Annotated in this window: 10 protein-coding genes; 2 read left to right on the top strand and 8 right to left on the bottom strand. The window is 70.2% G+C overall.

Translation table 11 applies throughout. The annotated features are described in order from the left end of the window. Positions 1–8: 8 nt before the first annotated feature. From rbfA to AAME72_RS13955, 3 genes are all read right to left on the bottom strand, one after another. The gene (gene rbfA, locus AAME72_RS13965; protein WP_348787159.1) at positions 9–458 is read right to left on the bottom strand and encodes a 30S ribosome-binding factor RbfA; all 450 of its coding nucleotides are present in this window, start codon (positions 456–458) and stop codon (positions 9–11) included. A gap of 69 nt (positions 459–527) precedes the next feature. Next, positions 528–3,305, bottom strand: coding sequence for a translation initiation factor IF-2 (gene infB, locus AAME72_RS13960; RefSeq protein ID WP_348787158.1), 2,778 nt, complete (start codon positions 3,303–3,305; stop codon positions 528–530). A gap of 105 nt (positions 3,306–3,410) precedes the next feature. Next, positions 3,411–3,662 carry a YlxR family protein gene (locus AAME72_RS13955; protein WP_348790137.1) on the bottom strand — a complete coding sequence of 84 codons (252 nt, stop codon included), beginning with the start codon at positions 3,660–3,662 and terminating at the stop codon, positions 3,411–3,413. A gap of 146 nt (positions 3,663–3,808) precedes the next feature. Between AAME72_RS13955 and AAME72_RS13950 the strand changes: the two genes are divergently transcribed. Continuing rightward, positions 3,809–6,286 (top strand): cell wall-binding repeat-containing protein, encoded by a 2,478-nt coding sequence (locus AAME72_RS13950; RefSeq protein ID WP_348787157.1) that lies wholly within the window; start codon positions 3,809–3,811, stop codon positions 6,284–6,286. A gap of 83 nt (positions 6,287–6,369) precedes the next feature. Here the strand turns inward: AAME72_RS13950 and nusA are convergent, their stop codons facing one another. After that, complete coding sequence (nusA, locus tag AAME72_RS13945) at positions 6,370–7,377, bottom strand: transcription termination factor NusA (protein WP_348787156.1); 1,008 nt, start codon at positions 7,375–7,377, stop codon at positions 6,370–6,372. A 141-nt stretch (positions 7,378–7,518) separates the two neighbouring features. Here nusA and AAME72_RS13940 point away from each other — a divergent pair, with 141 nt between their 5' ends. Beyond that, positions 7,519–8,301 (top strand): DUF1206 domain-containing protein, encoded by a 783-nt coding sequence (locus AAME72_RS13940; RefSeq protein ID WP_348787155.1) that lies wholly within the window; start codon positions 7,519–7,521, stop codon positions 8,299–8,301. A 21-nt stretch (positions 8,302–8,322) separates the two neighbouring features. Here the strand turns inward: AAME72_RS13940 and AAME72_RS13935 are convergent, their stop codons facing one another. The 4 genes from AAME72_RS13935 to AAME72_RS13920 form a co-directional block, all read right to left on the bottom strand. After that, on the bottom strand, positions 8,323–10,293 hold the full coding sequence (locus AAME72_RS13935) for an ABC transporter ATP-binding protein (protein WP_348787154.1): 1,971 nt from the start codon (positions 10,291–10,293) through the stop codon (positions 8,323–8,325). After that, a complete protein-coding gene (locus AAME72_RS13930; protein ID WP_348787153.1) occupies positions 10,290–12,023 on the bottom strand; it encodes an ABC transporter ATP-binding protein in 1,734 nt (577 codons plus the stop codon). The genes AAME72_RS13935 and AAME72_RS13930 overlap by 4 nt, the downstream gene beginning before the upstream one ends. A 13-nt stretch (positions 12,024–12,036) precedes the next feature. Next, entirely contained in the window at positions 12,037–12,645 is a 609-nt protein-coding gene (locus AAME72_RS13925; protein ID WP_348787152.1) for a TetR/AcrR family transcriptional regulator, read from the bottom strand. Positions 12,646–12,804: 159 nt separating this feature from the next. Continuing rightward, positions 12,805–13,776, bottom strand: a complete 972-nt coding sequence (locus tag AAME72_RS13920) for an aldo/keto reductase (RefSeq protein WP_348787151.1) — start codon at positions 13,774–13,776, stop codon at positions 12,805–12,807. Positions 13,777–13,850 lie beyond the last annotated feature (74 nt).

Below are 13,850 nucleotides of genomic sequence, written 5' to 3'. Positions count from 1 at the left end.
CCGTCAGGCTAGTCCTCGCGGGCGTCCTCGTCGTCCAGCTCGCGCGGCTTGACGTAGGGGTCCTCGTCGCCCGCGTAGGCCGCGCCGGCGGCCAGGCCTGCCACCTCGGTGTCGCGCTCGTGCGCCTGGCGCAGCAGGTCCTCGATGTGCGCGGCGTTCTCCGGGATCGCGTCGAGCTGGAACTCGAGCGTCGGCGTCAGCCGGGCGGTGATGTTCTTGCCGACCTCGCTGCGCAGCATACCGGTCGCCGCCTTCAGCGCCGCCGCAGTGTCCGCGCGCTCCTGGTCGGTGCCGTACACCGTGTAGAAGACGGTGGCGTGCTGGAGGTCACCGGTCACCTGGACGTCCGTGATCGTCACGAAACCCAGGCGCGGGTCGCGCAGGCCGCGGTCGAGCCGCTTGGCGATGATGACCTTGATTCTGTCCGCGAGCTTCCGCGCGCGTGCCGGATCCGCCATTACTGGTCCTCCTCCTTCGTGAAGCCGCGAGGCCCGGCGGGAAACCGCCGGGCCTCGCGAGCATCTGACTCAGACGCGGGGCTTCTCCCGCAGCTCGGTCGTCTCGATCTCGTCGCCGATCTGGATGTCGTTGTACTTACCGAGGCCGATACCGGCCTCGAAGTCCGTACGGACCTCCGTGACGTCGTCCTTGAACCGGCGCAGCGACTCGATGGCGAGGTTGTCCCCCACCACGACGCCGTCGCGGATGACGCGCGCCTTGGCGTTGCGCGTGATCGTGCCGGAGCGGACGATGACACCGGCGATGTTGCCGAACTTCGAGGAGCGGAACACCTCGCGGATCTCGGCGACACCCGACTGGACCTCTTCGAACTCGGGCTTGAGCATGCCCTTGAGCGAGTTCTCGATGTCCTCGATGGCGTTGTAGATGACCGAGTAGAAGCGGACGTCCACACCCTCGCGGGCCGCACGCTCGCGCGCCTTCACATCCGGGCGGACGTTGAAGCCGATCACGATCGCGTTGTCGATGGTCGCCAGGTCGATGTCCGACTCGGTGATCGCGCCGACACCGCGGTGCAGGATGCGGAGGCTGACCGACTCGTCCACCTCGATCTTCATGAGCGACTCCTCCAGCGCCTCCACGGCACCGGACACGTCGCCCTTGATGATGAGGTTGAGCGCCTCGACCTTGCCCTCTTCCAGAGCGCGGGTGAAGTCCTCGAGCGAGATGCGCTTGCGGGCCTTGGCCAGCTGCGCGTTCCGCTCCGCGGCCTCGCGCTTCTCGGCGATCTGGCGGGCGGTGCGGTCCTCCTCGGTGACGATGAAGGTGTCGCCGGCGCGCGGGACGCTGGAGAGACCCTGCACCTGGACCGGACGCGACGGAGCCGCCTCCAGCACCGGGTCGCCGTTCTCGTCCGCCATGGCGCGCACGCGGCCGTAGGCGGTGCCCGCCACGATCGCGTCGCCCACCCGGAGCGTTCCGGACTGGATGAGCACGGTCGCCACGGCGCCGCGGCCCTTGTCGAGCTTCGCCTCGATCGCCACACCGCGCGCGTCCTTGTTGGGGTTCGCACGCAGGTCGAGACCCGCGTCCGCGGTCAGCAGCACGGCGTCGAGCAGGTCGTCGATGCCGATGTTGTTCCGCGCGGACACGTCGACGAACATCACGTCGCCGCCGTACTCCTCGGCAACCAGGCCGAACTCGGTGAGCTGCTGACGCACCTTGGCGGGGTTCGCCTCCGGCTTGTCGATCTTGTTCACCGCGACCACGATCGGCACATTGGCCGCCTGTGCGTGGTTCAGCGCCTCGATCGTCTGCGGCATGATGCCGTCGTCGGCGGCGACCACGAGGATCGCGATGTCGGTCACCTGCGCACCACGGGCACGCATGGCGGTGAACGCCTCGTGACCAGGGGTGTCGATGAAGGTGATCGCGCGCTCGATGCCGTCGTGCTCTGTCCACACCTGGTAGGCACCGATGTGCTGGGTGATGCCGCCGGCCTCGCCCGCGACGACGTTCGCGTTGCGGATCGCGTCCAGCAGTCGCGTCTTACCGTGGTCGACGTGACCCATGACGGTGACCACCGGCGGCCGGATCTCGAGGTCCTCGTCGGACTCGCCCTCCAGCTCGGCGTCGAGGTCGATGTCGAAGCCCTCGAGCAGCTCGCGGTCCTCGTCCTCCGGGGAGACGACCTGGATCTTGTAACCCAGCTCCTCACCGAGGATCTGGAACGTCGCCTCGTCGAGGGACTCTGTCGCTGTCGCCATCTCGCCCAGGTGGAAGAGCACGGTGACCAGCGACGCGGGGTTCGCGTCGATCTTGTCGGCGAAGTCCGAGATGGACGAGCCGCGGCGGAGCCGGACGGTGGTCTCGCCGTTGCCGCGGGGAACCGTCACGCCGCCCAGCGACGGGGCCTCCCGCATCTCGAATTCCTGGCGCTTCGCGCGCTTCGACTTGCGAGCCTTGGACTTGCCGCCACCGCGGCCGAACGCGCCGGCCGTGCCGCCGCCCGGTCCACGACCGCGGCCACCGCCGCCACCGGGACGCGGACCGCTGAAGCCGCCGCCGGTCCCTGCGCCGCCGGGACGCTGGAAACCGCCGCCGCCACCGGCGCCGCCGGGGCGCTGCTGGAAGCCGGGACGACCGCCGCCGCCACCCTGACGCTGACCGGGGCGGTTGCCGCCCTGGCCGGGGGCGCCGATGCGCGGCGAACCCGGGCGCGGCGGGGCCGGACGCGGGATGTTGCCGGGCGACGGGCGCTGGCCCATGCCCTGCGAGCTCGAGAACGGGTTGTTGCCCGGACGCGGGGTGCTGGGCCGCTGGCCCATGCCCTGGTTGCTCGAGTACGGGTTGTTGCCCGGACGCGGCGCGCCGGGACGCGGGATGCTCCCGCCGCCGGGACGCGGGGCGGCCGGCTTGGTCGCGTCGCCCTTCGCGCTCTCCGCGGGCTTGGCCGCGGACGCGGCCGTCTCTGCTGCGGCCTTTTCAGCCGCGGCCTTCTCCGCCGCCGCCTTCTCGGCAGCGGCTTGACGCTCGGCCACCGACATCGGCGCCTGCGGCTTCGGCGATGCCGAGCCGCTCTGAGCGGCCGGGGCGCCCGGGGCAGCTGGACGCGGCGAGCCGGGACGCGGGGCGTCGCTCTTCGGCGCCTCCGCCTTCGCACCCGCCTTGTCGGCGGTGAATCCTTCGGCCTCGAGGGCGGCGCGGAGCTTCCGCACCACCGGGGGCTCGATGCTCGAGGACGGTCCCTTGACGAACTCGCCCATCTCCTTGAGCTTCGCGAGCGCGACCTTGGTGTCGACGCCGAGCTCGCTCGCGACCTCGTGTACGCGTGGTTTTGCAGCCACAATTCTCCTGTCTGGGGCCCACCCCGGACAGGGCAGGCGTTAGTTGCGGACGGCACTCATTTCGAGCCGCTCATCGGTTGTCACTCATGTGAAGTCACTGCTTCTTCAGCCTGTTCTCGTAAGTAGGCCCTTCAGGGCCGTCGGGTCGGGCGTTCCCTCCACCCGCAGCGCGCGCCCGAAGGCACGGCGTTTGAGGGCGATGTCGAGACACCCGTCGACCGGATGCAGCCACGCGCCCCGCCCGGGGAGTGTGGCGGAGGGATCCGCCACGAGTTCCGAATTCCGGACGACGACCCTCAGAAGTGAGGACCGGGGAGCGCGAGAACGGCATCCGACGCACGTTCTGACAGCTTCCATCTTACCCCTCCGGCGCGCGAGCGCCGAACCGGCGGCGCGGCGCTCCATCCAGGCTAGCGGGTGACGGCGGCCCCTCGCGGTCGTTCGATCGGTCCTGGGGGCTAGGCAGGAGTGCCCGTCGGACGCACACTGTCCGGGGAGGTCTCATGTCTGCATCGGATCGGGATCCGTCCGGGGGCCACGCGGCGGGATCACGCCGCACGCACTCCCGGCTCGCCGTGCTCGCGATCGGCGCCATCGCCGCCGTCGCGCTCGTGCCGCTCGGTGAGGCTCCTCCCCCCGCGTCCGCCGCCACGATCGCGTGGACGCAGTTCGGCAACGGGCCCTCCCACACGGGCGTCAACGACGCCGAGACGCAACTGGTCCCGTCGACGGTCGGCTCGCTCTCGGCGCTCTTCACGGCGACGCTCCCCGGGGTGTCCGACGGGCAGGCCGTGCTGCAACCGGCCGTGGCCACCGCGGGCGGCACCAGGGATCTGCTCTTCGTCACCACCAAGGACGGCTGGATCGTCGCCCTGGACGCCGCGACGGGTGCGAGCGTCTGGTCCCACCAGAACGGACCGGGGTCCTGCAGGATCAACAACGGATCCAGCACCTGCTTCACGACATCCTCCCCCGCGATCGACCCGAGCGGCGCCTGGGTCTACAGCTACGGGCTCGACGGCAAGGTGCACAAGTACGCGATCGGCACCGGGACCGAGGTGCGCTCTGGCGGCTGGCCGGAGACGACGACGGCCAAGCCGTGGGACGAGAAGATGTCGCCTGCCCTGACGATCGCCACGGTCGGCGGCCACAGCTACCTCTACGCGTCGAACGGCGGCTACCCCGGCGACCGCGGCGACTACCAGGGCCACGTGACCACGATCGACCTGGGGACGGGCGCGCAGCGCGTGTTCAATACGCTGTGCAGCAACCTGACCGTGCACTTCGCCCCCGCCCCGGCCACGGACTGCGCCACGGTGCAGTCGGCGGTGTGGGCGCGCCCGAGCGTCGTCTACGACGCCGGCACGAACCGCGTGCTGTTCTCGACCGGGAACGCGACCTTCGATGGGACGCACAACTGGGGCGACAGCGTCCTGGCGATCAACCCGGACGGCACGGGCGCCGGAGGCGGCCCCGTCGACAGCTACACGCCGACGAACCAGCAGCAGCTCGACCAACAGGACCTCGACCTCGGAAGCACGGCGCCGCAGGTGGTGACCGCCCCGTCCGGCTCGTCCGTTCCGCACCTGGCGGTGCAGTCCGGCAAGGACGCGAAGATCCGGCTGCTGAACACCGCGAACCTCAGCGGAACGGGCCACGCGGGTGCGCTCGGAGGGGAGCTGCAGTCCATCGCCGTCCCGCAGGGCGGCCAGGTCCTCACGCAGCCGGCGAACTGGGTGGATCGGGCGACCGGCACCTCCTGGGTCCTGGTCGCCAACGGCAACGGGATCGCCGGTCTCAAGCTGCAGGCGGGAACGGGCGGGAAGCCCGCGCTCGTCCCGGTCTGGACCTCCGCGACGGGCGGCACCACGCCGATCGTCGCGGGCGGGGTGCTGTACTACCTGTCGAAGTCCGGCGTCCGCGCCCTCGACCCGACCACGGGGAAGCAGCTCTGGACCGACCCGGCCGGCGCGTCCGGACTGCACTGGCAGAGCCCGATCGTGGCGAACGGCCGCCTCTACTTCCCCGATGGAGGCGGCAAGCTCCGCGCCTTCGCCCTCCCGGCCGGCGCCCAGACGGTGACGCGCCTCGCCGGGTCGGACCGGCACGCCACCAGCGCCGCGGTCTCCGCGGCGTCCTTCCCGCCCGGCGCTCCGGTGGCCTATGTGGCGTCCGGACTGCAGTTCGCCGACGCCGTGTCCGGCTCCCCGGCAGCCGCCCGCGCGGGCGGCCCGATGCTCCTCGTCACCCCGACCTCCGTTCCGGCGAGCATCCAGACCGAACTGACACGGCTGCATCCCGGCCGCATCGTCGTCCTCGGCGGCACCGGCGCGGTCTCGGACGGCGTGCTCTCCGCTCTGCGCGGCTTCACGACGGGCACCGTGACGCGGATCTCCGGGACGGACAGGTACGCGACCAGTGCGGCGATCTCCCGCGCGACGTCGGCGACGGGCACGGTCGCGTACATCGCATCGGGCGATCTGTTCCCCGACGCGCTCTCGGCCGGAGCCCTGGCCGCACGGACGGCGGGAGCGCCGGTCCTGCTGGTGACGGCGTCCGGCATCCCCGCCGTCGTCGGGACCGAGCTCGCGCGGCTGAAGCCGGCCTCGATCGTGGTCGTCGGCGGCGCGGGCGCGGTGTCGGACGCGGTGCTCGCGTCGTTGAAGGGATACACGGCGGGCACCGTCACGCGGCTCGGCGGCGGGGACCGCTACGCGACCAGCGCCGCGGTGGCCACGCGGTTCGGGGCCGGGCCCGCGAACGCGTTCGTCGCCTCCGGCGCCACCTTCGCGGATGCGCTGTCCTCTGCCGCAGCGGCGGGAGCGCAGGGCGCCCCCCTCCTGCTGACGACGCCGACCGCCGTGCCGTCGACGATCGGATCCGCGCTGCAGCGCCTGGCCCCGCGCCACATCACCCTCGTCGGCGGCACCGGCTCGGTCAGCGACGCGGTGCAGAGCGCCCTCGCCGCCTACGTGCGCTAGGCCGCCGGGCACAGGAAGAACGCTCCGAATCGCGAGGATTCGGAGCGTTTTTCCTGTGCTCGTCGGCCTGCCGACGCGCGGCCCTAGTCGCGGTCGAGGATGGAGTCCGGCTGGATGTCGATCTTCGCGCCGGTGAGCTTCGCGGCGAGGCGGGCGTTCTGGCCCTCCTTGCCGATCGCCAGCGACAGCTGGTAGTCGGGGACGAGCGCGCGCACGGCCTTGAGATTCTCGTCGATGATGAAGGCGCTCGTCACCTTGGCGGGCGAGAGGGCGCTGGAGACGAACGTCGCAAGATCCGGCGAGTAGTCGACGATGTCGATCTTCTCGTTGTTGAGCTCCGCCGTGACCGCGCGGACACGCTGGCCGAGCTCTCCGATGCAGGCGCCCTTCGCGTTCACGCCCGGCTCCGTCGCGCGCACCGCGATCTTGGTGCGGTGACCGGCCTCACGGGCGAGCGACACGATCTCGACGACACCGCTCGCGATCTCCGGCACCTCGAGGGCGAACAGCTTGCGCACGAGCGCCGGGTGGGTGCGGGACACGGTGATCGACGGACCCTTCGGCCCCTTCGCGACGCTGGTGACGTACACGCGGATGCGCGACCCGTGCGTGTACTCCTCGCCCGGCACCTGCTCCTCGGGGGGCAGGATGGCCTCCACGCTGCCGAGATCGATGTGGATCATCCGCGGGTTCGGCCCCTGCTGGATGACACCGGCGACGATGTCGCCCTCGCGGCCGCGGAACTCGCCGAGCACCGCGTCGTCCGCGATGTCGCGCAACCGCTGGTTGATCACCTGCTTGGCCGCGAACGCCGCGATGCGGCCGAAGTCGCTCGGGCTGTCCTCGGCCTCGCCGATGACGTTGCCCTCCTCGTCCCGCTCGGGGACGTAGACGGTGACATGCCCCGTCTTGCGGTCCAGGTGCACGCGTGCGGCGGGCGGCGTGTCGCCGTGCCCGTGCCGGTGGTCGGCCTGGTTGGTGTGCTTCAGATAGGCGGTCAGGATGGCCTGTTCGATGATCTGCACCAGCTCGTCGAACGGGATCTCCTTCTCGCGCTCCATCAGACGCAAGACGCTGAGGTCGATGTCCATGCCGGCCTCCTCTATTCAGATCTCGCCGCCGCGCGATGGCGCAGCGGACTCGACTATCTACGGTACCCGAGTTTCGGATGGGGTGGGAGCCGCGGCCGACCCGGGGGCGCGATTCCGCCCGCTGAAGCGTACGGTGCAGGCATGACCTCCCCGTCCCGGGCAGCCGCCCGCGTCGAGAACAGCACGACTGTCCGCGTCCTCGCGCGGGTCGGGCTCGCCTCCATCGGCATCCTGCACATCCTGATCGGCGGCCTCGCCCTCGCCGTCGCGTTCGGCTCCGGCGGCAACGCCGACCAGTCCGGCGCGCTGCAGGCGCTCGTCGCCGTGCCCGGCGGCCTGTTCGCCGTCTGGCTGATCATCGTCGGGCTGATCGCCCTTTCCCTGTGGCAGATCCTCGTGGCTGTCACCGCGCACGGCGCGGGGACCAGGGCACTGGAGGTCATCAAGTGCGTCGTCTACGCCGCGCTCGCGGTCGTCGCCGTCTCCATCGCCTCCGGCGGCGGGCACGATGCGTCGTCGTCGGAACGCTCACTGAGCGGCCGGCTGCTCGGCATGCCGGGAGGCGTCTTCGTGCTGGCGATCATCGGCCTCGCCATCGTCGGCACCGGCGTCGGCTTCATCCGCAACGGCGTTACCCACCGCTTCGAGCGGGACCTGCGGCTGCCGCCCAACCAGCTGGCGGGCGTCATCACGGTGCTCGGGCGCGTCGGCTACATCGCGAAGGGAATCGCGCTGCTCCTCGTCGGCGGGCTGGTCGTGACGGGGGCGATCACCTACGACCCGTCGAAGGCCGGCGGCCTCGACGGCAGCCTGAAGGCGCTCACGCAGGTGCCGTACGGCGTTGTCCTGCTGGTGCTCATCGCCCTCGGGCTGATCGCGTACGGCGCGTTCTGGTGCATCCGGGCCGTCGGCGCCCGCCTCTGACGGCCACTCGCGCCTCCCCGCTCACGCCTCCTCTTCGGCGGGCGCCGCGAACTGCGCGTTGTAGAGCGAATAGTAGGCGCCACCGCGCGCGAGCAGCTCCGCGTGCGTCCCCTGCTCGACGATCTGCCCGGACTCCATCACCAGGATGAGGTCGGCGTCGCGGATCGTGGAGAGCCGGTGCGCGATCACGAACGACGTCCGGTCCGCGCGCAGCGCGCTCATCGCCTTCTGCACCAGCAGCTCCGTCCTGGTGTCCACCGAGGACGTCGCCTCGTCGAGGATGAGGACGCTCGGCCGGGCGAGGAACGCGCGGGCGATCGTCAGCAGCTGCTTCTCGCCCGCCGAGACGTTCGACCCCTCGTCGTCGAGCACCGTGTCGTAGCCGTCGGGGAGGGAGTGCACGAAGCGGTCGACGTAGGTCGCGCGCGCCGCGTCCAGGATCTCCTCCTCGCTCGCGTCCGGCCGCCCGTAGGCGATGTTGTCCCGGATGGTGCCCTTGAACAGCCAGGTATCCTGCAGCACCATGCCCATCCGGCTGCGCAGGTCGTCGCGCGTCATGGCTGCGATGTCCACGCCGTCGAGGGTGATCCGGCCGCCGTCGAGTTCGTAGAAGCGCATCATGAGATTGACGAGGGTCGTCTTGCCCGCGCCGGTCGGGCCGACGATGGCGACGGTCTGGCCGGGCTGCGCGACGAGCGACAGGTGCTCGATGAGGGGCGTGTCCTCCACGTAGCGGAACGACACGTCCTCGAAGGCGAGCCGGCCCTTCGTGCCCTCCGGGCTCTCCGGTTCGGCCGGGTCCTTCCGCTGCTCCTCCGCATCGAGCAGCTCGAAGACGCGCTCGGAGCTGGCGACGCCGGATTGAAGCAGGTTGGCCATCGAGCCGAGCTGGGTCAGCGGCTGCGTGAACTGGCGCGAGTACTGGATGAACGCCGTCACATCTCCGAGCTGCATGGCGCCCGTCGCCACCTGCAGGCCGCCGACCACCGCGATGGCGACGTACATCAGGTTCCCGACGAACATCATCGACGGCATGATCAGCCCCGAGATGAACTGCGCGCCGAAGCTCGCCCGGTACATCTCCTGGTTCTTCTCGCGGAACCGCTCCTCCACCTCGCGGTGGCGGCCGAACACCTTGACCAGGGAGTGGCCGGTGAAGGCCTCCTCGATCTGGCCGTTCAGCTCGCCCGTGTTGCGCCACTGCGCGACGAACAGCTTCTGCGAGCGCTTGGCGATCACGGTCGTCACGAGCAGGGTGAGCGGGATCGTGACCAGCGCGATCACCGCGAGCAGCGGCGAGATCACGAACATCAGCACCACCACGCCGATCACGGTGAGCAGCGAGGTGAGCAGCTGGCTCATCGTCTGCTGCAGGGTCTGCGAGATGTTGTCGATGTCGTTCGTCACGCGGCTGAGCAGCTCGCCGCGCTGCATCCCGTCGAAGTACTTGAGCGGCAGACGGTGGATCTTGTCCTCGACGTCCGCGCGCAGCCGGTAGACGGTGCGCTGGGTCACTCCGTTGAGCACGTACGCCTGCAGGTAGCTGAACAGCGATGACGCGACGTAGAGGGCGAGGACCCACAGCAGGATGGTGCCGACGGCGGTGAAGTCGATGCCGGCTCCCGGTGTGAACGTCATCCCGGAGAGCAGGTCGGCGAACTGATTGTTGCCGGACGCCTTGACCTCCGCGATGACCCGCGCCTGCGTCATCCCCTTCGGGAACTGCGAGGAGATCGCGCCAGCGAAGACGAGGTTGATGGCGTTGCCGAGCAGCTTCGGGCCGAGCACGGCGAACACGACGCTCACGACCGCGAGCAGCGTGACGACGACGATCGGGAGCGCCTCGGGACGGAGGCGCGCGGCGAGCCGCTTCGCCGACGGGCCGAAGTTCATCGACTTCTCCCCCGGCATCGCCATGCCGCCGAACGGACCGCCTCCGCCGGGGCCGCGCCTCACGGGCGGACGGGCGGGCGCTGACGTGTTCCGGCTCATGCCGCCTCCTCCGCGGTCAGCTGCGACGAGACGATCTCCGCGTAGGTCGCGTTCGTCTCCACGAGTTCCTCGTGCGTTCCGCGCCCGACGACTCTGCCGTCCTCGAGCACGATGATCTGGTCGGCGTCCACGATCGTGGACACCCGCTGCGCGACGACGATCATGGTCGCACCCGCCGCGTTCCTGGCGAGCGCGGCCCGGAGCCGCGCATCCGTCGCCGTGTCGAGAGCCGAGAACGAGTCGTCGAAGATGTAGATCTCCGGCCGTCTCACCAGGGCCCGCGCGATCGCGAGGCGCTGGCGCTGGCCGCCGGAGACGTTCGTCCCGCCCTGCGCGATGGGACCGTCGAGCCCCTCCGGCATCGCCGCCACGAAGTCCTTCGCCTGGGCGATCTCGAGGGCGTGCCAGAGCTCGTCGTCTGTTGCGTCGGGGTTGCCGTAGCGGAGGTTGCTCGCCACCGTGCCGGAGAACAGGTACGGCTTCTGCGGGATCAGGCCGATCCGCGACCAGAGCAGTTCCGGCTCCAGTTCGGCCACGTCGACGCCGTCGACGAGCACGAGCCCGCTCGTCGCGTCGAACAGCCGCGGGATGAGGTTGATGAGTGTGGTCTTGCCCGCTCCCGTCGACCCGATGATCGCCGTCGTCTTGCCGCTCTCGGCGTAGAAGGTGACGTCGCTGAGCACCGGCTGCTCCGCGCCGGGGTAGGAGAAGCTGACATCGACGAACTCCACCGTGCCGTGCGCGTCGACCTCGGTCACCGGGTTCTCGGCCGCGCGCACGGACGGCTCCGTGCCGAGCACCTCGCCGATGCGGTCGGCGCACACGGCGGCCCGTGGCACGAGCACCGCCATCATCGTGGACATCATCACGCCCATCAGGATCTGCATCAGGTACTGGAGGAACGCGGTCAGCGTGCCGATCTGCATCGATCCGTCGGCGATCCGGAAGCCGCCGAACCAGATCACGGCGACGCTCGAGACGTTCAGCACCAGCATCACGATCGGGAACATCAGCGCGAAGAGCCGGCCGGCACGGAGGGCTGTGTCCGTCACCTCGTCGTTCGCGGTGCGGAACCGGTCCGTCTCGACCTTCTCGCGGACGAACGCCCGCACCACCCGGATACCGGTCAGCTGCTCGCGCAGCACCCGGTTCACCCGGTCGATCCGCTCCTGCATCATCCGGAACAGCGGGACCATCCGGACGATGATCAGGCTCACGGCGATCAGCAGGACGGGGACGCTGACCGCGATCAGCCAGGACAGCTGCAGGTCCTGCTGCATCGCGAGCACGATGCCACCGATCGCGAGGATGGGCGCGGACACCAGCAGTGTGCAGGTCATCAGCACGAGCATCTGCACCTGCTGCACATCGTTCGTGTTCCTGGTGATCAGCGAGGGCGCGCCGAACCGGGCCACCTCCCGCTCGGAGAACTCGCCGACCTTGTGGAAGATCGCGCCGCGCAGATCGCGACCGACGAGCATGGCGACCTTCGCCCCGAAGTACACCGCCGTGATGGAGCAGGCGATCTGCACCAGCGTCACGCCGAGCATCTCCGCGCCGACGGCGAGGATGTAGCCGGTGTCGCCCTTGGCGATGCCGTTGTCGGTGATCTCCGCGTTCAGCGTCGGCAGCCAGAGCGAGAGCAGCGACTGAGCCAGCTGGAAGACGACCACCCCGATCAGGAGCGGCCAGTGCGGCCGCAGCGAGCGGCCGAGCAGTTTCAGGAGCATGGTTCCTCCGGTCTCAGAGGGTGCGGGTGGGGATGGGCGCGTCCTCCGACCGGCCGGCGAGACCGGTGAGGACGACGCGGGAGAGCTCGTCGACGCTGAACTCCACGCCCTCGTTGAGCGCGGGGAACGAGGACGCGAACGAGATGAGGCGGAGGATGTACGCGGCCCGGCGCGGCGGCCAGTTCAGCCGCTCGGCCTCCGGGGCGAGGATCCGCTCGATGATGGATGCGAACTCGGCGCGCTCCTGGGGAACCGGCGGCCGCTCCGCGCCGACGACGGCGAGCATCCGGAACACGCTGCGGAACCGCTCCTGCATGAGGACGATGATCGCCCTCACCTTGTTCTCGAGCGGCAGTGCGGGGTCGATGCAGCGCAGCGCCTCGCGCAGCGGCTCGGGGTCGAGGTGCTTCTCGATCGCCGCCTTCACGAGCGTGTCCTTGTCGGAGAAGACCCGGAAGATGGTGCCCTCGGCGATGCCGGCCGCCTCGGCGATCTGCCGGGTCGTCACGTCCCGTCCGTTCGCCACGAGGAGCGGGATGACGGCGTCGATGATCATCGCGCGGCGGTCCTCCGGAGAGAGCGGCTGGGCGCGGGTCTTCGTCGTCGGTGCGGCGTCGGTCACGGTGGCGAGCCTACGCGGAGTGAGCGCTCACTCACAACGCCCCGCCCGTTCGCTCTGAGCGAACACTCGCGTGCGCTCACGGCGCGAGTACGCAGACAATCGCACGAAAACCGCCGAGTACGCAGACTTTCTCCGTACTCGGCGGTTAGCCGCCCACGCTTAGGACTCGCGCGCGAAGATCTCGGAGATGGCGGCGACATCCTCCGCGGTCGGTGCCCACGCCGTCGCCGCCTCGGCGTTGGCGACGATCTGCTCCGGCTTGGTGGCGCCGGCGATCACACTGGTCAGTCCGGGCTGGGCGAGCAGCCAGGCGAACGTCGCCGTGAGCATGCTTACGCCGCGCTCGTCGCAGAACGCCTGGTAGCGCTCGATGCGGTCCCAGGGCGCGTTGTCGAGCAGGTGCTTGCGGATCATCATGATGCGGCTGTCCGCCGGACCGCCCTGCCGGCTGAACTTGCCGGTGAACAGCCCGTTGTAGAGCGGGAAGAAGGGCAGGAAACCGAGGCCGTACGCGTTCACCGCCGGCAGCACCTCGTCCTCCGCTCCGCGCACGAGCAGGCTGTACTCGTTCTGCGCCGAGATGAACTTCGGGTGGTTGTGGATGCGCGCGGTGAACTCCGCCTCCGCCACCTGCCAGCCGGCGAGGTTCGAATGCCCGATGTAGCGGATCTTGCCCTCGGCGATCAGGTCGTCGAGCGTCTCCAGCGTCTCCTCGATCGGCGTCTTCGGGTCGGGGTGGTGCAGCTGGTAGAGGTCGATCCAGTCGGTGCGGAGCCGACGCAGCGAGGCCTCGACCGCCAGGCGGATGTACCGCCGGGATGCTCGCGCGCCCCAGTCGGGTCCGTTGGTGCCCGCCATGTCCATGCCGAACTTCGTGGCGAGCACGATGCGGTCGCGCTTGCCCTCGAGCGCCGCGCCCATCAGCGTCTCCGACAGCCCGCGCTCCTTGCCGTAGATGTCGGCGGTGTCGAAGAAGGTGACCCCGGCGTCGATGGCGGCGTCGATGACGGCGTCCGTTCCCTCCTGGGTCTCCGTCGCCGTGCCGGCGCGGCCGAAGTTGTTGCAGCCGAGGCCGATGGTGGAGACGACAAGGCCGGAGTCGCCGAGGGTGCGGTATTCGATGTTCGCCATGTCTCGAGTCTAGGCACCGCGGCGCGGGCGAAGTCCTCCACCGCCGGGCGCCCGAAGGGAGTTGTCCCCAATGT

The sequence above is a fragment of the Leifsonia sp. NPDC080035 genome (genome assembly GCF_040050925.1).
In the GTDB taxonomy this organism is placed as follows: Bacteria; Actinomycetota; Actinomycetes; order Actinomycetales; family Microbacteriaceae; genus Leifsonia.
Note: the sequence above shows the minus strand (reverse complement) of the source record. Positions and strands in the feature narration are given on the sequence as shown.